At 36.5% G+C, this 17,941-nt stretch carries 19 protein-coding genes and 1 tRNA gene; 10 read left to right on the top strand and 10 right to left on the bottom strand.

Annotated features, from left to right (window positions below; all coding sequences use genetic code 11):
• From F927_RS16895 to F927_RS11825, 5 genes are all read right to left on the bottom strand, one after another.
• On the bottom strand, positions 1-359 hold a 359-nt coding region (locus tag F927_RS16895; RefSeq protein ID WP_171066096.1), incomplete at its 3' end, for a transposase.
• A 7-nt stretch (positions 360-366) separates the two neighbouring features.
• Positions 367-837, bottom strand: coding sequence for a hypothetical protein (locus F927_RS11840; protein ID WP_005084957.1), 471 nt, complete (start codon positions 835-837; stop codon positions 367-369).
• 122 nt (positions 838-959) lie between these two features.
• Positions 960-2,165, bottom strand: a complete 1,206-nt coding sequence (locus F927_RS11835; protein WP_005084955.1) for a tyrosine-type recombinase/integrase — start codon at positions 2,163-2,165, stop codon at positions 960-962.
• A gap of 168 nt (positions 2,166-2,333) precedes the next feature.
• A tRNA-Ser gene (locus F927_RS11830) sits at positions 2,334-2,423 on the bottom strand.
• Between the two features lie 86 nt (positions 2,424-2,509).
• On the bottom strand, positions 2,510-4,540 hold the full coding sequence (locus F927_RS11825) for an NADPH-dependent 2,4-dienoyl-CoA reductase (protein ID WP_005084953.1): 2,031 nt from the start codon (positions 4,538-4,540) through the stop codon (positions 2,510-2,512).
• A 169-nt stretch (positions 4,541-4,709) separates the two neighbouring features.
• On the opposite strand from F927_RS11825, the gene F927_RS11820 reads away from it, so the two are divergent.
• The 4 genes from F927_RS11820 (at position 4,710) to F927_RS17290 (ending at position 8,446) form a co-directional block, all read left to right on the top strand.
• The gene (locus F927_RS11820) at positions 4,710-5,099 is read left to right on the top strand and encodes a hypothetical protein (protein ID WP_005084951.1); all 390 of its coding nucleotides are present in this window, start codon (positions 4,710-4,712) and stop codon (positions 5,097-5,099) included.
• 230 nt (positions 5,100-5,329) lie between these two features.
• Entirely contained in the window at positions 5,330-6,673 is a 1,344-nt protein-coding gene (gene argG, locus F927_RS11815; protein WP_004639599.1) for an argininosuccinate synthase, read from the top strand.
• 194 nt (positions 6,674-6,867) lie between these two features.
• Positions 6,868-7,551, top strand: a complete 684-nt coding sequence (locus tag F927_RS11810; RefSeq protein WP_005084949.1) for a pirin family protein — start codon at positions 6,868-6,870, stop codon at positions 7,549-7,551.
• 661 nt (positions 7,552-8,212) lie between these two features.
• Complete coding sequence (locus F927_RS17290; RefSeq protein WP_004639602.1) at positions 8,213-8,446, top strand: hypothetical protein; 234 nt, start codon at positions 8,213-8,215, stop codon at positions 8,444-8,446.
• Positions 8,447-8,935: 489 nt separating this feature from the next.
• Here the strand turns inward: F927_RS17290 and F927_RS11800 are convergent, their stop codons facing one another.
• Entirely contained in the window at positions 8,936-9,145 is a 210-nt protein-coding gene (locus F927_RS11800; protein WP_004639604.1) for a hypothetical protein, read from the bottom strand.
• A 340-nt stretch (positions 9,146-9,485) separates the two neighbouring features.
• Here F927_RS11800 and F927_RS17225 point away from each other — a divergent pair, with 340 nt between their 5' ends.
• Both F927_RS17225 and F927_RS11795 read left to right on the top strand, forming a co-directional pair.
• Positions 9,486-9,662 carry a hypothetical protein gene (locus F927_RS17225; RefSeq protein ID WP_005084947.1) on the top strand — a complete coding sequence of 59 codons (177 nt, stop codon included), beginning with the start codon at positions 9,486-9,488 and terminating at the stop codon, positions 9,660-9,662.
• Between the two features lie 796 nt (positions 9,663-10,458).
• On the top strand, positions 10,459-11,235 hold the full coding sequence (locus F927_RS11795) for a hypothetical protein (protein ID WP_005084945.1): 777 nt from the start codon (positions 10,459-10,461) through the stop codon (positions 11,233-11,235).
• Between the two features lie 148 nt (positions 11,236-11,383).
• Here F927_RS11795 and F927_RS11790 read toward each other — a convergent pair whose 3' ends face one another.
• The 3 genes from F927_RS11790 to F927_RS11780 are packed head-to-tail and all read right to left on the bottom strand — an operon-like array spanning position 11,384 to position 12,545.
• Positions 11,384-11,755: a hypothetical protein gene (locus F927_RS11790; protein ID WP_005084943.1), complete on the bottom strand. Its 372-nt coding sequence runs from the start codon at positions 11,753-11,755 to the stop codon at positions 11,384-11,386.
• Positions 11,755-12,297 carry a glycoside hydrolase family protein gene (locus tag F927_RS11785; protein WP_005084942.1) on the bottom strand — a complete coding sequence of 181 codons (543 nt, stop codon included), beginning with the start codon at positions 12,295-12,297 and terminating at the stop codon, positions 11,755-11,757. Before F927_RS11785 ends, F927_RS11790 begins: the two co-directional genes overlap by 1 nt.
• A complete protein-coding gene (locus tag F927_RS11780; RefSeq protein WP_005084940.1) occupies positions 12,297-12,545 on the bottom strand; it encodes a holin in 249 nt (82 codons plus the stop codon). Before F927_RS11780 ends, F927_RS11785 begins: the two co-directional genes overlap by 1 nt.
• Positions 12,546-12,697: 152 nt before the next feature.
• Between F927_RS11780 and F927_RS11775 the strand changes: the two genes are divergently transcribed.
• The 4 genes from F927_RS11775 to F927_RS11760 all read left to right on the top strand — a co-directional run bounded on the left by F927_RS11775 (position 12,698) and on the right by F927_RS11760 (position 15,772).
• Positions 12,698-13,543 carry a hypothetical protein gene (locus tag F927_RS11775; protein ID WP_005084938.1) on the top strand — a complete coding sequence of 282 codons (846 nt, stop codon included), beginning with the start codon at positions 12,698-12,700 and terminating at the stop codon, positions 13,541-13,543.
• A gap of 75 nt (positions 13,544-13,618) precedes the next feature.
• Entirely contained in the window at positions 13,619-13,831 is a 213-nt protein-coding gene (locus F927_RS11770) for a hypothetical protein (RefSeq protein ID WP_005084937.1), read from the top strand.
• Positions 13,828-14,784, top strand: coding sequence for a hypothetical protein (locus F927_RS11765; RefSeq protein ID WP_005084935.1), 957 nt, complete (start codon positions 13,828-13,830; stop codon positions 14,782-14,784). The genes F927_RS11770 and F927_RS11765 overlap by 4 nt, the downstream gene beginning before the upstream one ends.
• Positions 14,785-14,806: 22 nt before the next feature.
• Complete coding sequence (locus tag F927_RS11760) at positions 14,807-15,772, top strand: EpsG family protein (RefSeq protein ID WP_005084933.1); 966 nt, start codon at positions 14,807-14,809, stop codon at positions 15,770-15,772.
• Between the two features lie 24 nt (positions 15,773-15,796).
• Here F927_RS11760 and F927_RS11755 read toward each other — a convergent pair whose 3' ends face one another.
• A complete protein-coding gene (locus tag F927_RS11755) occupies positions 15,797-17,938 on the bottom strand; it encodes a hypothetical protein (RefSeq protein WP_005084932.1) in 2,142 nt (713 codons plus the stop codon).
• Positions 17,939-17,941 lie beyond the last annotated feature (3 nt).

Here is a 17,941-nt window from a genome sequence, read left to right as displayed (position 1 = left end):
ATGAGTAGATGCAGCCCATCGCTACTTTTTTGGTAGCTGATTACAATATCAATATGCTTTTGTCTTCTACAAAGCGTGGTGTAATCTGGAGCTATCCAATTTAATCCGCAAAGTTTAATCAGACTTTGCACAAAGCCAGTGACCATACGTAAAGACAGACGGAATAAGGATTTAATCATTAAGCAGCATTGGATGGCTGCGTCGGAGTAGGTTTGATTTCGCCCTTGTTTGCCTTTTGATGGCGCATACCATTGCGTAGCAGGATCAAACCAAATGGCAATATTTCCGCGACTCATGAGTGCTCGGTTATATGCGGGCCAATTGGTTGTGCGGTAGATTTTGTGTGTAGGCTTCTTCATTTGAAAATTATATCGCTGAAAAACCCTTTACAGATAGGTTTGTGCAACAAAGCCCTTCATATGTTAAATCATTGAAGCCATAATCATTGTTAATACCAGTATGAACTTTTCTTGTACTGGTAGGCGTATCAATAAAATTTGGTAGATGGACTGAACAAAAAGCTTCATATAAGTCCATAGCGACCTTAGCATTCTGTGGTGGCATTTCTTTTAATGCAAAACCAGGAGATAAGCAAACACTATAAGGTCTACACTTTTGGAGTAATCCAACTAAGTTATCTAATCCTTTTTCTCTCACAGATCGCCACTTGTTGCCAGACTTAACCACCCTCTCCATCCTAATTAAAATATTACTATCTAGAACTAAAGTTGTCTCTTTTCCTTCAGACTGATTTCTATTAATCAAAACAGGATCTAATTTTGGTATATCGATACCTGAATGATTTGGTTTTATGTATATTGCTCTATCTTCATTCATTTTATATTTTCACTCAATTAAGTTAAAAATCTAAAATAAAAGCAATTCAGCTAAAAAAAAATATTAAAAAGGACTTTTACGACAAATTATGTCGCAAATATTCAAAGTAAGATTTTCTCGGCCTATTCAAGCAAAGATTCTAAATAATCAGCCCATTCCTGCATCATCTCCCGACGGTTATTCAGGAACTTGGTTCGGTTGTAGGCTGTGCCATTGCTATCTTTAACCTTATGAGCTAATTGATGCTCAATAAAATCTACACGCTGTTCTAAAATCTCATCAAGCATAGTACGTGCAGTTGCTCTAAAGCCATGTGCTGTCTGTTCACCACCATAGCCCAAACGCTTTAAAGCTGAGTTAATCGTATTGTCAGAAATAATGGTTTTACCATCTCGACCCACAAAGATATGCTCACTATAAGGGTGCAAATCGATGATGGATTCAATTAGATCAAAAGCCTGATCTGACAATGGCACAATATGAAGCTGTTTAGTTTTACTAGCTCTAAATTTAAAGCATCTCTCCTCACGATAGAAATACTCTTTTTTCAATTTACGAATCTCTCCTGGTCTCTGAAAGGTCAGTGCAGAAATTTTTAAGGCTACCTGTGTACTCAGCAAACAGCGTGGATACAGTTTGGAGTAATTCCAGATTTTATTCAGCATAGGTGCTAGATCTTGTTCCTCTGTCACGGCGGCAAAATTTCCACCCAAAGGCTTTGGAAGCTCAATATCTTCAATTGGATTATATTGAATGAGCTTTTTCTTACGCGCTGATTTAAATATCTGGTTAAGATCTGATTTAAGACGTTTGGCAACAGACAAAGCACCACGCTCAATAATGCGCTTAAAGACCTTAATCTCAAGAATTTCTAAGGTAAGCTGTGGAAAGGTTAAATCACCAATGTAGGGATAGACATCGTGCTTTAAACGACGGACCGTTTCATCATCTTGCTTTTGTTCTAACTCACGTTTATACAACCATGCTTGTGCAACAACACGAAAAGTATTTTCGGCTTCTTTTTGTTTTTGTGACTTGGTTTCAATCCGCTCCATTGCTGGGTCTATGCCCTGCTTAATTAACTTTTTATACTCATCACGAATAGTACGAGCATCATCCAGTGAAACTTCAGGGTAAGTACCTAAAGACAAATCATTGCGCTTACCTAAAAATGGACGGGTATAATTGAAAATCCAGTACTTGCTGCCGCTCTGGTCAATACGTAGATATAGGTTTCCCCCATCTGACAGCTTATACATCTTGTCAGGATCAGGTTTAGCTTTTTTAACTTGTAAAGCACTAAGCTTATTGATTCCACGAGTCGCCATAGTTCAGATATAAAAAAATGCAGTAAGAAATAATCTTACTGCATTTTTTACTACTTTATAACACCCGATTGGCGTAGTGCGTCACGGCTTGTCATATTGTATATTTCCAACTTTAACCTTATAAATCAAAATCTTATATAGTGTTAAACAGTGTCAGAAACTTGAATTTGGCGGAAGCGGTGAGATTCGAACTCACGGAGGACTCACACCCTCGTCGGTTTTCAAGACCGGTGCATTAAACCGCTCTGCCACGCTTCCATGTGCGTAAGAATACAAAGCTTGTTTCCTTTATTCAAGAAAAATTTAACTGCAATGTATTCAAATGCATAATGTTTCATCAATTATTAAAGTCTTGCCGCCAACTCTGCACCATCTCGAATCGCTCGTTTAGCATCTAGTTCAGCCGCAAGCTTCGCACCACCAATAATATGATAGTTTGCAAAGGTATTCTCCCCCTCTTTAGGCATTAAATCCTTCACAGATTCTTGCCCTGCACAGACAACAATCGTATCAACACGCAATAATTGATCATGCCCATTGTGCTCAACCCACAATCCTTCATCAGTCACTGCTTTATATTGCACACCACGAAGCATACGCACTGCGTGTTTTTTCAATTGCGCACGATGCACCCAACCAGAGGTTTTACCTAAACCAATTCCGAGTGGTGTCGTCTTACGTTGTAATAAATAGATCTCACGAACAGGTGCTTCAACTTCAGGGCGTTGCATACCACCTTCTGAAATATAATTTGCTTCAGGATCCACACCCCACTCACGCTGCCATTCCGCTAAAGGTTGCGGTTGAGGCTGATGAGGTGGTTTTAATAAAAACTCTGATACATCAAAACCAATCCCACCTGCACCGATCACTGCAACTTTACGTCCAACCTCAGCACCTCTTAACACTTCTGCATAAGATAGTACTTGTGGTGCTGTGCTGCCTTGAATTTTCAACTCGCGCGGTACAACCCCTGTTGCAACCACAACTTCATCAAATCCTTCGCTTTCTAATTTTTCACGACTTACGCGTGTATTTAAACGAACGTCCACACCTGTTTGTTGAAGTTGCACTTTGAAATAACGAATGGTTTCATGAAACTCTTCTTTTCCAGGCACAACTTTAGCTAGATTAAACTGGCCACCAACATCACTATTGGCTTCAAACAAAGTCACAGCATGTCCACGGCTTGCAGCAACAGTGGCAGCAGACATCCCTGCGACACCACCACCCACAACGGCAATGCGCTTTGGCTTTTTGGTCTTGATATAAACCAGTTCTGTTTCAAAGCATGCTTGTGGATTGACCAAACAACTCACACGCTGATTTTTGAATGCATGATCTAAACACGCTTGGTTACAAGCAATACAAGTATTAATTTCATCAACACGATTGGTCGCAGTTTTATTCACCCAATATGGATCTGCCAAGAATGGACGTGCCATTTGCACCATGTCGGCCTTACCCGATGCAACGATCTCTTCAGCTACATCTGGCATATTGATACGGTTAGAAGCAATAACAGGAATTGAAAGATGCTGTTTAACCTCTGCGGTATAATCTACAAATGCTGCACGAGGTACCGACGTTACAATCGTTGGAATACGTGCTTCATGCCAACCAATTCCTGTGTTTAATAACGTTACACCAGCTTTCTCTAATGCCTTGGCTACAGTAATCACTTCTTGCATGGTATTACCATCGTGTACTAAATCCAACAACGATAAACGAAAAGCGATAATAAATTTTTCACCAACTTTAGCGCGAATTGCTTTTACGATCTCAACTGGGAAACGCATCCGGTTTTCAATGTCACCACCCCAGCGATCTGTACGTTTATTTACATGATTGCTTAGAAATTGGTTAATTAGATAGCCTTCTGAACCCATGATTTCTACACCATCGTAACCCGCTTTTTTTGCCAAGCTTGCACAACGTGCATAATCATCGATGGTTGCCAAAATCTGAGAGTCAGACATTTGACGCGGTTTAAACGGATTAATCGGTGCTTTTATCGCAGAGGAAGAAACGGAAAATGGATGATAACCATAACGACCAGAATGCAAAATTTGCATTAAAATTTTTGAACCATGTTTATGTACGGCATGGGTTACCAAACGATGGTGAGGAATATCAGCCAAACTATTCATAGTACCGCCAGCAGGCAATAACCAACCTTGACGATTAGGAGAAATACCACCTGTAATGATTAGTCCAACACCACCCTTGGCTCTTTCTTCAAAGTAAGCCGCAAGCTTAGGGTAGTTATAGAAACGATCTTCTAAGCCTGAGTGCATCGAGCCCATTACCACACGATTTTTAATGGTGGTGAATCCCAAATGTAGTGGTTTTAATATATTTGCATAGCTAGTCATGGTATTCCTTCTATATTTTTGGCTTTGCAACTTGTTGCATAGTACTTTGATTTGTTATTGGAGTGGATGACACTTTTTTACTAAAACGTGGTCAAATACGTCAATACATGTATACAGGCAAACTATATAGTCGATATAACATTCAAATTTCAAAGAATAACAAAACAATATGTCATCTAAACCTCTACTCTTATTCCACGGTTCTTCAAGCTATCGAGAATATCTTGAACCAAAACAAGCTATAGGCGATGGGGAAATGGACAATGCTTTTGGCATATATGCCGTTGAAGATAAAAGAATTGCTCAATTATTTGCAATTGAATATCTCAGCTTATCCAATGAGGCTCGATTCAGCATTAAATTTGAGGATGACTTCGTTTATGTTGAACTTTTCCAATGTAGCGTCAATTGGGATCGTATTGGTTATTTATATACACTCCCCTCAGAAAACTTTATTAAAGTTGATCACATGCAATGGCTATCATCAAAAAGTGTTATTCCCACAAAAGTTGAACTTGTTAACCCACATGATTTCAAAGCTTTTATCCATCAACGGTAAAAATTAGTTGTATCTGTAATATGAAAAATCTATTTATCTATTTTGAGCCTCCACTTTAATAGATCACTCAAATCGCAAAAAGATACCAAGCGCTATAAAAATTTTAATTTTCACCATGATCAACTCGATTTTACAAAACTTTGCTGCACGAAAAGTGTTACAATAGTTTCGATTTTTTATTCTCAAGACGACCTATTCGGTGTCTTTACTAATAAACGTTAGGACAAGCAATGACTGATAATGCAACTATCTTGCAGCACGTACCTGTAGGCAAAAAAGTTGGGATTGCCTTTTCTGGTGGTCTCGATACTTCAGCAGCTTTATTGTGGATGAAACAAAAAGGCTCAGAACCTTATGCATATACTGCAAACTTGGGTCAGCCTGATGAAGATGACTATGATGCGATTCCAAAGAAAGCTGAACAATACGGTGCAGTCAAAGCTCGATTAATCGATTGTCGTTTACAACTTGCACTTGAAGGTATTGCTGCGATTCAATGTGGTGCATTCCACATCAGCACTGGTGGTGTTCCTTATTTCAATACTACACCTTTAGGTCGTGCAGTAACGGGTACAATGCTTGTCACTGCAATGAAAGAAGATGATGTGAACATTTGGGGTGATGGTTCGACTTATAAAGGTAACGATATTGAACGTTTTTATCGTTATGGTTTATTGACCAACCCAGCGCTTAAAATTTATAAGCCGTGGTTAGACCAAACCTTCATTGATGAGTTAGGTGGTCGTGCGGAAATGTCACAATTCCTCATCGACAATGGTTTTGACTATAAAATGTCAAAAGAAAAAGCATATTCAACTGACTCAAACATGTTGGGTGCTACTCACGAAGCAAAAGATTTGGAATACCTTGATGCTGGCATCAAAATCGTAGACCCAATCATGGGCGTTGCATTCTGGAAAGATGATGTAAAAATTGATGCGGAAGAAGTATCAATTACTTTCGAGGAAGGCTTCCCTGTTGCATTAAATGGTCAACGTATCGAAGATCCTGTTGAACTTATCTTAGAAGCAAATCGTATCGGTGGTCGTCATGGTTTAGGTATGTCTGACCAAATTGAAAACCGTATTATCGAAGCCAAATCTCGTGGTATTTATGAAGCACCTGGTATGGCTTTATTGCACATTGCTTACGAGCGTTTAGTGACAGGTATTCATAACGAAGATACGATCGAACAATATCGTATTAACGGTTTACGTTTAGGTCGTTTGCTTTACCAAGGTCGTTGGTTCGACTCACAAGCACTTATGCTACGTGAAACAGCACAACGTTGGGTGGCTAAAGCTATTACGGGTACAGTTACTTTAGAGTTACGACGTGGTAATGACTACACCATTATGAACACTGAATCTCCTAACCTCACTTATGAAGCTGAGCGTTTAACAATGGAGAAAGGTGATTCAGTATTTACACCAATGGATCGTATTGGCCAGTTAACAATGCGTAATCTGGATATTACTGATACCCGTGCAAAACTTGGTCTTTATACAGAAACTGGTTTACTTTCTGTGGGTCAAGGTTCTGCGATTCCGCAGCTTGGAAATAAATCAAAATAATAAATTGGTAAATTAGCTTACTAATTTGAAAAGGCTGAATATTTTATTCGGCCTTTTTTATTCAACTCATAAAAATGCATCATACTCAATCATTGCATTTATAGAACAATATGTCGCAATTAAAGACTATATATCATCATTATGAATCAATACTATAAGCATTAAGCAAAACACAATAATTTGGGAGATGCAGCATGAATGCTTATCTACATCGTAGTGAAAACCGTGGTCATGTAAAAGCAGGATGGTTAGACACCTACCATAGCTTTTCATTTGGGAGCTGGTACAACCCGAAATACATGGGTGTCAGTGCTCTCCGCGTGATTAATGATGATACGGTTGCAGCACATAATGGTTTTGGTACTCACCCTCATGACAACATGGAAATCTTGACTTGTGTTCTTGATGGTACCATTTCCCATAAAGATAGTATGGGCAATGAGGGTCAAATCAATGCGGGTGAATGGCAGTTGATGAGTGCGGGTACAGGCGTTACCCATAGTGAAATGAATAAGCATGATAAAGCGGTACATCTATTACAGATTTGGATTCAACCGAATGTACAAGATGCTGAACCAACTTATCAGCAAATTCACTTAAACCCAAAAGACCATCCTAACCAATGGCATTTGATTGCAGGTGATGAGTCTGCACCAATGTTGATTCGTCAAAATGCAGAAGTGAAAACTACTGTTCTTGAAAAGGATCAACAATTGGAGATCAGTGCAAAGAAAAAAGTGAACTATGTTCATGTGATTTCTGGTGAAGTTATGATTGCTGATCATGTAGTCAAAGCTGGTGATGCTTTACTGTTTGATGAGACTGCAACCATTACCGCATCACAAGACAGTCAAATGATTTGGTTTGATTTGCCTTAATGCTCTTTCTAAGTTGTAGACATTAAAAAAGCCCGATTTACGGGCTTTTCTACAACCTTGAACATTTTTAAAAACGATCTCAATCGTTTCGTTCGTTGTTAGCTGATGTATACGGGTTTGTCATAACGTTTATTATCTAGGCAAGATTTCTCTTAAATCCCAAATCGTATATGACTTCCGTATTGTTTAAATTATCACCAATATGTGATTAGGTCAAGTGGGTTAAACTCCCACCAGTTTTGAAGTAACAGATACAATAATCCGAATCGCTAGACGCGAATAGCTTTGACTCACAAAAGCCTATAAATTTCTCTTTTTAAGTTACATTCATCCTCCCCATCCAAAAGATGGAATATAGCCTAAAACTCAATTATTCACATAAGCCCTGTCATCTTTCTACCTGAAATTTGCTTAAAAATGCTTAATCACTTTTAAGAAGCTCTCATCTCAAAACAATTCTCTATTAAGCTTATCGATCTAAATTTGAAGAAATAGCTAAAGGATTTAAATAAGTTGAAATATCATGTAATTTAAAAAATTATTCCAATTATATTTCAATTTTATGACAATGATTTAATAAATTTTTTCTATTTTTCATATAGATAACAAAGTTGAATTATATTATTATTTAATAAATTCTTAAAAGTGATGCATCTTAACCATGAGTGATACAAGTCTTTTAAATGAATTAAATCAAATGATTGATTATTACGTTTCTAGAAATGGTCAACAGCCAAATCGTATAATCTTAGGATATAAAGCATATGGGACTTTGATGAAAGATTCCGTGTTTGCAACAGAGGTGACAAACTCAGCACTTGATCCCAATAAGCGAAAATATAAAAAATTGAAAATTAAAGTGACAAAAGACGACCATCAAATCGAATTAGAATAGATACCTCTAACGCACTTCTCAGATTGTTTTTTTAAAACCTTACAATCACAAAAAGCCCACTTTTGAGTGGGCTTTAATATACTGTTTTCAAATTTAATTTAGATATCCTTATGCAGAATTTTCTGCTTCTCTCTTAAGAGAAAACTCTACTTTTTAGATACTTTTATTGTTCGGGGAAATTACAGCTCCAGCACTTGAGAGAGCGGCAATTGCTCGCTGGATAAAACTGATCGATTGCTTAGTTTGTTCATACAGCCATTACCTCCGTTGTTTACAAGCCTGACAATTTACAAATTTCATAGATTAATCCTCGAATTTGAAAAAGAAAAAGCCCTGCTATCACATCTGTATTAGCAGAGCTTTGTACGCAGTAATCCGTTCAGAAGGTTGATTCGCTTTGCGCTAATGAGAGTAAGTACCAATCTGCTCTGCTCATTTCTTTCCATCTCAAGCGTCAAGCATTAAAAAACCCACTGAAGTGGGTTATGCTCACTCTATATAATAGCTATTGCCATCAGAGCTGTTGAAAACTAAATCTAAAGTAGGAAAAATAAATTCTCCTTTAAATAAAATATATTCAACGTTAGGTTTACGAACTCTCGATGAATGATTGATTTTATTAGCATTTACTTCTGTATAGTTTGCCTGTGCTCTTCTTTCTTTGCCTTGGAAATCAATAATTGTAATGTCTTTTAGCATTCATATGCTCCAGTTTAATTAATCATACTATGCTTAGCGGCTATCGAATACAAACTATAATTGTACAACCATTAAGTTTTATTGTTTTTTAAGTTAATCTTTTATAAAAATATATATGTGTGTTTTATGTACTCACACTTGAAATTTGCACAGGGTAGTTTCAAGCTTTAAACGATACTACTCAAGCAGTTATATATAATTGATTTTATTTATGAAATATTTAATCGATATAAACTACTTTTCAAGCACATATCAACACATATAAGTCTTGAAACTACCGTAGTGTATCTGGATTTAAAGCGTACTATGAGATCTCCACAGTGAAGTTAAGAAGATAAAAATGTCAGGTTTCAAAAGTTTTTCTCAAAATACAACGAACCATGCAAAAGTTATCAAAGCTCAAGCAATGGAGCATTCTGCTGTAACACCACCTACTGAAACTCAACCGACACAAGTTCCTGGCAACGTAAAAGATCTGCCTGAGAATAATGAACAAGCTGATCCAAATAACAAATAATTTGTTATTAACAGCGCCTTAGAATCAGTTTTGAGGCTCTGCTACTATAAAGAATAAATTAGTGCACTGATTTATTATACTATTAACTACTTTTATCAATTTGATTTGTTTAGTTATTTAAGAAATTACAGCCATTCATACCAAATAATTGGTATAACTAGTCTCTCAGATATGAGGGGCTTTTTTAATTAGATTTTTTACCAATATTTATCCGACTAACTCACTCTATATAAATTAAACCCACCAAAATGGGCGGGCTAATTTTTAAATATTTGAGTTACGAAAGATAAGAATGTTTTTGAGCTAAATAGTTATTCGCAATTCTGGTTGTTTCAGCGTAGGACATTTCCGCGCAAAGCCAAAAATGATAAATGTTTTCACCTACAATATAAGTCTGAACACCGAAAACAAAAAAGCCCACTTTTTGAGTGGGCTTTAATATACTGTTTTCACAGTGAATTTTGGTAGGTATAAGCAGACTCGAACTGCTGACCTCTACGATGTCAAAGTACGGAAAATATAATTAAATTATATAGTTATTGTTAATTGGCGTAAATTTGGAGTAAACGAGTAGTTATCCACAACTGACAAATGCTTGTTAGTATTGATTATATCATCTATTTTTATATGAGTTCAGAAAACATTTCTGAACGTTAAAACGTGAGCCTACTTTTACGTAGTACACATGATAAAGAATGAAGAGATTTTTAGGAAGGATTCTAGTGGGGGTTTGAGAATAATTTAGAATCGATTGTCGTTAAATTTATTTAGTTTGTTTTAAGTTAAGGTTTTTAAAATGTTTTTAGTTAAAAGTTGCTCAAAAAAGTTTAATGTATCAAATTCAAAAACGATTAAAATTGGGACTCTTCATGAATATAGAGAGACGGAAAGCCTTCAAATACTGGATAAAAAGGAAGGTTTTTTCAATATTATTGTAAATTTAAAAGATAAATATATAGATATTAATTTGTTTAATCATATAAATAAAAGTCATGATAGTGATTTTTACACTTATGTAAAAAATTTAAGTATTAAAGATATGACACCAGAAAGTGTTAAGGTTGATTATTTAGTATTTTTTAATTGGATAAATAATAATAGATTTATTTTCTGTATTTCAAAATTAGAAAAACATGAAGACTCAGTAAGTATTTTTTCTGATTACGATGATTATTGGTATTTAAGTATATTTAAAAAATCAATATTTATCAAAAAAATAGAACTATCTTTATTTAATGAAATTAAAAAACTATTAAATAATGGTGAAAAGATATTTACTAAAGAGAATATTGATATAAATAATTTATCTATAAAAAGCTATGCACAGGACATAATTTACACAAAAAGAACTCTATACTTAGATAATAATAATATAGACTTGGAAAAGAATAATCTAATTGGGCTATTTGATAATATAAAACATATAAAACCTGAAACTTTCAGCAGGGAGAATGAATACAGAATAGTGTTTGACTTTTATGAGAAAGACACTCTTTTAACTCCTGTAGTCAAAAGTGTAATTATACCTGAATCGGTTTCTGAGATAATTAAGCAGCCGAATTTATGTAGGTAGCCCTCATTTGTAGGGCTTTTCTATAATTGAAATAAGAGCCTTGTGCCTGGACTGACAATCAATATATTTCCTTCGATCATTCACCATCACCTGCAGTACTTCTTTTGCTTGGCCAGACTTTAATTCCAATAAGTCCGGACAAGGTGTTTTAAGATTTGCCGGTATTACCAGCGGCATTGACTGCTGACACCCCGTCGTCATCAAAGCAATTAGTATGGATATAGATAGGACGCTCCACGATCTTTTGCACTTCACGTGTAATGGTTTCTGTTTTGACGCGTTCAACTTCTTTTGATTCTTCATATTCTTCACCTGCCTTGTTGGCCAGCTCTTGTGCTTTCTTTTCAGCATCAAGATACGATTTAAGTTTTTTATTAATTTTATTCTGGCACTTCACATCAGTCTTGCGTAAATCCCCGGCTAAACGATTGGCCTGAAAGAGCTGGCAAAGGATCACGATGCACAGCACCACAATTAAGGACCAGCGTTTGTTGTTCCAGATCAGCAATAGAATTGGCATTAATTTTCCTCCATGCATTTCGCGTGGCGTTCCAGCTGGCGAGTCCATACGCCATAACAATTGTTGGAACGGATTGAACAGTCGCGCTTGGCCACGTATTTCCATTTCAATAGCGAATCACAAGCTACCTTGTATTTTTTCGCCTTGAGATTGCGCAGCATTGAAGATCCAGACCAGGCACTGGTACCGTACTGATAGGTGAAATCCAGATACAGATCGTATTCACCCTGAGAAACTGGAATATTCAGAATGGTTTTATTAAATCGCTGTGCATCCTTATCCATGTGCAGCTTGAGATATTGAAGCGCTGTCTTGCGATCAATCGCCGGATCTGACATCTTCACGCGCACGCCATTTGGATAGACCGTAGTGCCGTGGCCAATGGTCGGAACATCCCCTTTCACCGGAATCACTGGCTTGGATGTAAAGCCCTCTTTTTGTGCTGTTGCTTGCACTTGCTCTTCGCTTGGACCAGTAATCCACATCCCGGTGGCAAGCACCAAAGAAGAACCAATCACGTAATATTTAGTTTTATTAGACATTAGGCTTCCTCTCTCCATTGCTTGATCCGGAGCTGGTGAATCTCATCAGCACGCTTATTCTCAAGTCGCTTGTAGTACCAATTCACCGCAAAGCCACCCAATGCAATAGCGATACCTAGCCAAGCCAGCACATCGATTGATGCAAGGTATGCCACAAAACCAGAAGCAGCCCCTGCATACGTTGTTTTTGATGCAGCGGATGAAATGGTTGCTGCCACCTCAGCTACTGCTGCTCTTTGATCGGACATGCCGCCCCCAATTTTTGATATTAAAAAACCCTGATCTAATTAAAGATCAGGGTTGATGGTGGTTTGTTGGGTAAAAAGATTCTTAAATTTGGGTTAATCTTTAGTAGATAAGAAGTTACTATTTCATTAAATCTACGGCTAAGGGTGAAATTTTGAAAAGTATAAAAAATAAAGGAATTACAAGTTATTCAGAAAATTTTAAAATTAGAGCCATAAACTTTAAGGTTTTAGGTTTAATAATCGGGTGTATTAGAGAGAAAAGGGTTCATGAGGCTGTATATGGCCTTTTCTGTTTTTTATTTTATAGACCCAGTCCTTGTCAACAAGAGAATATAATTGAGCCTATCAAGAAATCTTTTAATACTTTTCAAGTGAACATACAAAATATTTTAATTAATAGTAGGGAAGAAACTATTTCAATGGTAAGTGATGATAAATTTGTTCTCGGAGAGTATAACAATCCTGGGTCAAGAATCGCATATATTGAAAATACTGTTATTCATCTTTACCAACCCTATCAAAATGATTCACTAGTCTATCATATCCATTGTATCCATCACATAAGTGATGATTTTTACTATGTAACTGTGGGGGATACTGCCAAATATCTAGATATTGTAAAAATAAATTCTACTGAATGCACTATCGTGAAAAGAGTGATGAGTAAACTAGCAGGATTTACAGCAATGATCACTCTTAATGATGAAACCTGGGCTGGAACTGATTTCTCCCATCGTCCAAATTATCTCCTCAATCTTGAAACTGGCGAAAAGATATTCCTACCTAGACCAGCATTTACGGAATACATATCAGTTATAAGAAAATTTACAGATTGTAAAATTGAAATTATGACAAAAAAATTATCATTTAATTCAGGATGTCAATTGATTTTCAATACAAAAAGTAAAAAATTTGAGTCTTGTAAGTCGATCTCTTATCGTAATGAGACCATAATCATTAATGACATAGAAGAACTAAAAGCTGTTAACAATACCTAAGCTTAAACAAGATGTAATTTGCTAAGCAATAAACTCTACCTTACAATATTGTCAACTCAAAATAAGCTCAGCAACATGTCAATCAGCAAATTCTTAGATCGTTTGAAAAAAAACATTCCCCAAATTATTACTATCTTTGTATCTGTATCTATCGCCTACTACGTTGAGTTAAAGCTGAATAACCCTATTGATATTGGTCACTTTGTAGTTATGGCAGCAATCTATTCAGCACTAGGCTTAATTAGCTTAAAATTTGGCATGGGCTCCTCTAAGAAGAAAAATCAATGAAGTTGAAAATTATATTTTTAGTTGCGGCTTGTAGCTTCACATCTAGTGCATGGGCGAAGTTTGTTGAAAATACAGATATTACATCTTATGTAAATCAGCTTATTAAGAAACAAAAAGTGGTTTCCATTCCTGCGGGCACGTACAAAATCGATGCCAACAAATCCATTATTCCAAAAAATGGAAGTGAAATTAAGCTAGATCCACGAACTAGGCTTACCGTTATTCCGACCAAACATGGAAGCTACCGTGTTTTTCAGATTAAAAATGTAGAGAATGTAAAGATCTCTGGTGGTTTTTTAGTTGGTGACAAATATACCCATTTAGGAAATATCGGTGAGTGGGGTATGGGAATCGAAATAAGGGATTCTAAAAATATTTTCATCTCAGATATGAATGTAGATAAGATGTGGGGCGATGCTATTTATGTAGGAACTAATGGAAAAAATTCTACCTACAATATCAATCTAAATAATATCCGCATGAATGATAATAGAAGACAAGGGTTAACCATTACTTCTGTTAATAAACTCTTGGCCAATAATATTAAAGCAACCAATACTAAAGGTGCAAAACCAGCGAGTGGGATTGATATTGAGCCGAATAATGGCTCTATGATTCTTAAAGATATTAAATTAAAAGATATTGTAACGTCTGGAAATGCAGGCCCTGGAATTCAAATTGGATTAAGTAGATATAATCATTCAACCTCTCCTGTTTCCATCTCTATAGAAAATCATCAAGATAACAAATCTCAATATGGACTTTTATTGGGTGCTATTAACCGTGATTCTTTAGGATCCATTACGCTTAACTCTGTAGACTACAACTCAAATAGTTGTTTTAACTCATGGAGTAATAATAAATTTATGGTATATATTCGCGGAAATATAGGCATATCATCAAATAAAGGATGTATGGGCCATTTTAAGAACCCAAACCTTTCAATCAAATAAATAACTGGATTTGATATAGAGTATGAATTTCCTTATAAAGAAAAAAAGTATTTACGCTTTTTTGATTGCACTCTTCTCAACATACCTTATTGTGCTTATACCTTGGGAAGCCTTAAGAAGTTCGAATTATGTTGATAGAGCGAACTATGTAAGCTATATAGACTATACTCTCAATAAAACCCTTTGGTTTGATTATGACACTTTGCTGTCCAAGATAAGCTTTGAGTGGGGATGGCATAAATTAATCTTTATTGCCACTGAAAATGGCTTAAGCTCTGATCATATCTTTTATATTATCAGCTCATTCATATTATTTATTTCTATACTTTTAGTTACCCTTAAGCATAATTACTATAGTTTTCTTTTTTTAATCAACCCAGTCTTTATTGATTTTTGTTTTTCGCAAATGCGTCTTGCATTTACAATGGCATTAATTTATTTAGCCTACCTTCTTTACCAAAGAAAGAATCTGTTATATATCCCAATTCTTCTATCTACACCATTTTTTCATACCTCTGCTGTGATTTTCCTTGGTGTTTTTCTTGTTGCTACAAAATTAGAGCAATGGAAAAGACTCAACTTTATGCTCAAAAACACAATTGCGATTACGGCTGGTTTAGTGCTTGCTATTGTTACAGGGCCTCTCATGTCACAAATTTTAGGACAACTTGGGGATCGACGAGCAGAATATGAAGACATGTCATCTCCCGTTCTTTACATGAGCTTTTGGGTAATTTACTTTGTTTACTTAACAATTAAAGCATATACAGAAAATCTTGAAAGAAACGCATTCTTCTATGTCAGCTTAATTATCTTAAGCATGGTTTTCTTCAATGTGTTTTTCTCGGGGTACTCATCACGCTTCTTAGCCGCATGTTTTCCAATCATTATCATCGCGCTATTACAGCTTAAATCGAAAGAAAAACAGCTTTTACTAGCCGGATATGTAATGTATACAATAATGCTTTGGTATTTTTGGTCTACATAAAAAAGGGGGCTTAAAGCCCCTTTTTTATGAACAAAAATAAGAGTAGTTAAAGGTCACAGCGGTCGACGCGACCCCTCCACCAGATCCATTTTGCAATTCAAACACCACATTCGCACCAGATATGCTGATTACTTTCAGCTCGTACTCATTCGTATTCGCAGGAATAGTCGCAAATATACTTCGAATCTGAGCACTAGTATGTTTGGGAACCGCAACTGTAATACGTGCTGATCCATCAGTTGTTAACTCTGACAAAACAACTGTTTCAGACCAGCCTTTTAAGCCTGAAAAATTATTCCCAGTTGTGCCTGTTCGAGTCACAGTGCCAATTACTTCGCCTATAAACTTATTGCCATTGCCAGTTACTGTTAGATTTCCTCCAATACGCCCAATGATCGTATTTCCTGATCCAGTGATCTGGACATTACCGTCAGTTTGAATATTTACTGTGTTACCCGCGCCCGCAACAACTAAAGCATTCAAACACTCTGTAGCGACAACTTGCAAATTGTTGTAGTTGCCAGCAAGCGAAACACCAGTGCCTGTAGCTCCATTTACAGTTAGCGTACCGTTGCCGTAACTACCATTTATGTTGACCCCATTACCGACCGCAGAGCTTACTTGAAGATTATATAAGTTATGAGAATAGCGGAACTGCGCACCTGTCTTAGCACTATTCTTAATAATCCCAGAATAACGGTTAAAGCCTTTACCCGTGTACCCCGTTAACTCTTGAATCCCTTGATCTGAAAATAAAGAGCCGTCAACAAGAAGTTCAAAATCATTGTGATTCCCACCTTGATTAACAAGCGCTTGCCCAACTTTCTCCGCTATCACATTAAAGTGGTTCATAGTAGGGTTGTTGCCAACAACTGTGCCTTGTAACAACTGTAAAGCGCGATCAGTTTCAGTAACAAAAATTCGATCGTAACTATTGTATTTCGCACTGTTTTGCACAGAAATGCCGTTAGTCATATTCCGAATATAGTAATCTGACCCGCTATTAGCATGAGCTGGGGCATGTGCTGTCTCCGCTGGATTTTCGATATTGTCATATCCAGTAATACGTATACCATGAAAAATTCCCTTAAACTCTGTAGGAGCAACAACAATATCTCGCGTGTGGTTATAAGCAGCGCCGATATGCTCAACACCCATATGGGTATTAAGAAATGCGATGTTATAAGCGGTGTTGAATTTACTGCGTCTATCAGAAGCACCAATTTCGCCCATTCCAAAGCTTAAGCCCAATTGTCCGTCGCTAGTAACATGTTTAATTGTGTTTCTTGTACCCCCCTTTATTTTTACTACTGCATGATTGTTATCTGTTCCGCCGCCGATCGGACCTGATTTATCTTGTAAGATATGCAAACCATCAATCATTATGTCTGAAGCTGCATAATCCGCTTCTAAAACAATAGTTGTCGCGGTTGTTTGATTTAGAGTGTGACTATTCGATAAGACAGATTTATTTGAAGATAGTTGAACGGTTGAGGTTAGTGTTTCATTGTTATCAAAATCAACATTGTCGTATTTTGACAATGCATCAACGATGCCATCTGACCACAGTTTTACGCTTTTACGCTCGTTTTGCTCTGCATTAATAGTCTTCTGGTTTTTATCACCATCTATCACAAAATCTGCAAAAATTCCTTGAAATGATGGATCACCTGTTACTAAAGAAATCATTTGGTCTATATAAGTTTTAAGTTTAGCATCACGATCTATATAGTCTGCTTTTAAAGCATTATCTTGATTTAGAATATAATCAAGCATATTCGTATCAGCTAACTTTCGATCATCAATTTCTTTTAAGAGCGCTAACCATATAACGTGATCTCGATAACCAAGCTCTTGTAATTTCCACCAAATCAAATCGAAGTCTTTATTAACTGCTGGTGGACGAAATGAATTGTTGTAAGTCTGATAATCTGTAGTTCTAGAAAATGGCGTATTACGCTTGATCTCAACTTTCACACCATTGCTCGGCGCATTTAAAAAGACTACAGAATTACCAGTCAAATTCCATGAGCCTACTGGCGGTTCAACTTCATCTAATGTAACAATCAAATACTCTTGCTTATCGCAATCAAATTCTAAAGCGAAGTTTGTTGTCGACCCATTTGCCGTATATTCTACATATGGCGTTTGCTCTGGTACTGACATAGC

This window comes from Acinetobacter haemolyticus CIP 64.3 = MTCC 9819, assembly GCF_000369065.1.
Taxonomy (GTDB): Bacteria; Pseudomonadota; Gammaproteobacteria; order Pseudomonadales; family Moraxellaceae; genus Acinetobacter; species Acinetobacter haemolyticus.
This window is presented reverse-complemented; position numbering and strand designations above follow the sequence as displayed.

Coding starts and splice junctions, on each gene's coding strand:
- F927_RS11840 (WP_005084957.1), bottom strand. CDS start 837: ATGAATGAAGATAGAGCAATATACATAAAACCAAATCATTCAGGTATC.
- F927_RS11835 (WP_005084955.1), bottom strand. CDS start 2,165: ATGGCGACTCGTGGAATCAATAAGCTTAGTGCTTTACAAGTTAAAAAA.
- F927_RS11825 (WP_005084953.1), bottom strand. CDS start 4,540: ATGACTAGCTATGCAAATATATTAAAACCACTACATTTGGGATTCACC.
- F927_RS11820 (WP_005084951.1), top strand. CDS start 4,710: ATGTCATCTAAACCTCTACTCTTATTCCACGGTTCTTCAAGCTATCGA.
- argG (WP_004639599.1), top strand. CDS start 5,330: ATGACTGATAATGCAACTATCTTGCAGCACGTACCTGTAGGCAAAAAA.
- F927_RS11810 (WP_005084949.1), top strand. CDS start 6,868: ATGAATGCTTATCTACATCGTAGTGAAAACCGTGGTCATGTAAAAGCA.
- F927_RS17290 (WP_004639602.1), top strand. CDS start 8,213: ATGAGTGATACAAGTCTTTTAAATGAATTAAATCAAATGATTGATTAT.
- F927_RS11800 (WP_004639604.1), bottom strand. CDS start 9,145: ATGCTAAAAGACATTACAATTATTGATTTCCAAGGCAAAGAAAGAAGA.
- F927_RS17225 (WP_005084947.1), top strand. CDS start 9,486: ATGTCAGGTTTCAAAAGTTTTTCTCAAAATACAACGAACCATGCAAAA.
- F927_RS11795 (WP_005084945.1), top strand. CDS start 10,459: ATGTTTTTAGTTAAAAGTTGCTCAAAAAAGTTTAATGTATCAAATTCA.
- F927_RS11790 (WP_005084943.1), bottom strand. CDS start 11,755: ATGCCAATTCTATTGCTGATCTGGAACAACAAACGCTGGTCCTTAATT.
- F927_RS11785 (WP_005084942.1), bottom strand. CDS start 12,297: ATGTCTAATAAAACTAAATATTACGTGATTGGTTCTTCTTTGGTGCTT.
- F927_RS11780 (WP_005084940.1), bottom strand. CDS start 12,545: ATGTCCGATCAAAGAGCAGCAGTAGCTGAGGTGGCAGCAACCATTTCA.
- F927_RS11770 (WP_005084937.1), top strand. CDS start 13,619: ATGTCAATCAGCAAATTCTTAGATCGTTTGAAAAAAAACATTCCCCAA.
- F927_RS11765 (WP_005084935.1), top strand. CDS start 13,828: ATGAAGTTGAAAATTATATTTTTAGTTGCGGCTTGTAGCTTCACATCT.
- F927_RS11760 (WP_005084933.1), top strand. CDS start 14,807: ATGAATTTCCTTATAAAGAAAAAAAGTATTTACGCTTTTTTGATTGCA.
- F927_RS11755 (WP_005084932.1), bottom strand. CDS start 17,938: ATGTCAGTACCAGAGCAAACGCCATATGTAGAATATACGGCAAATGGG.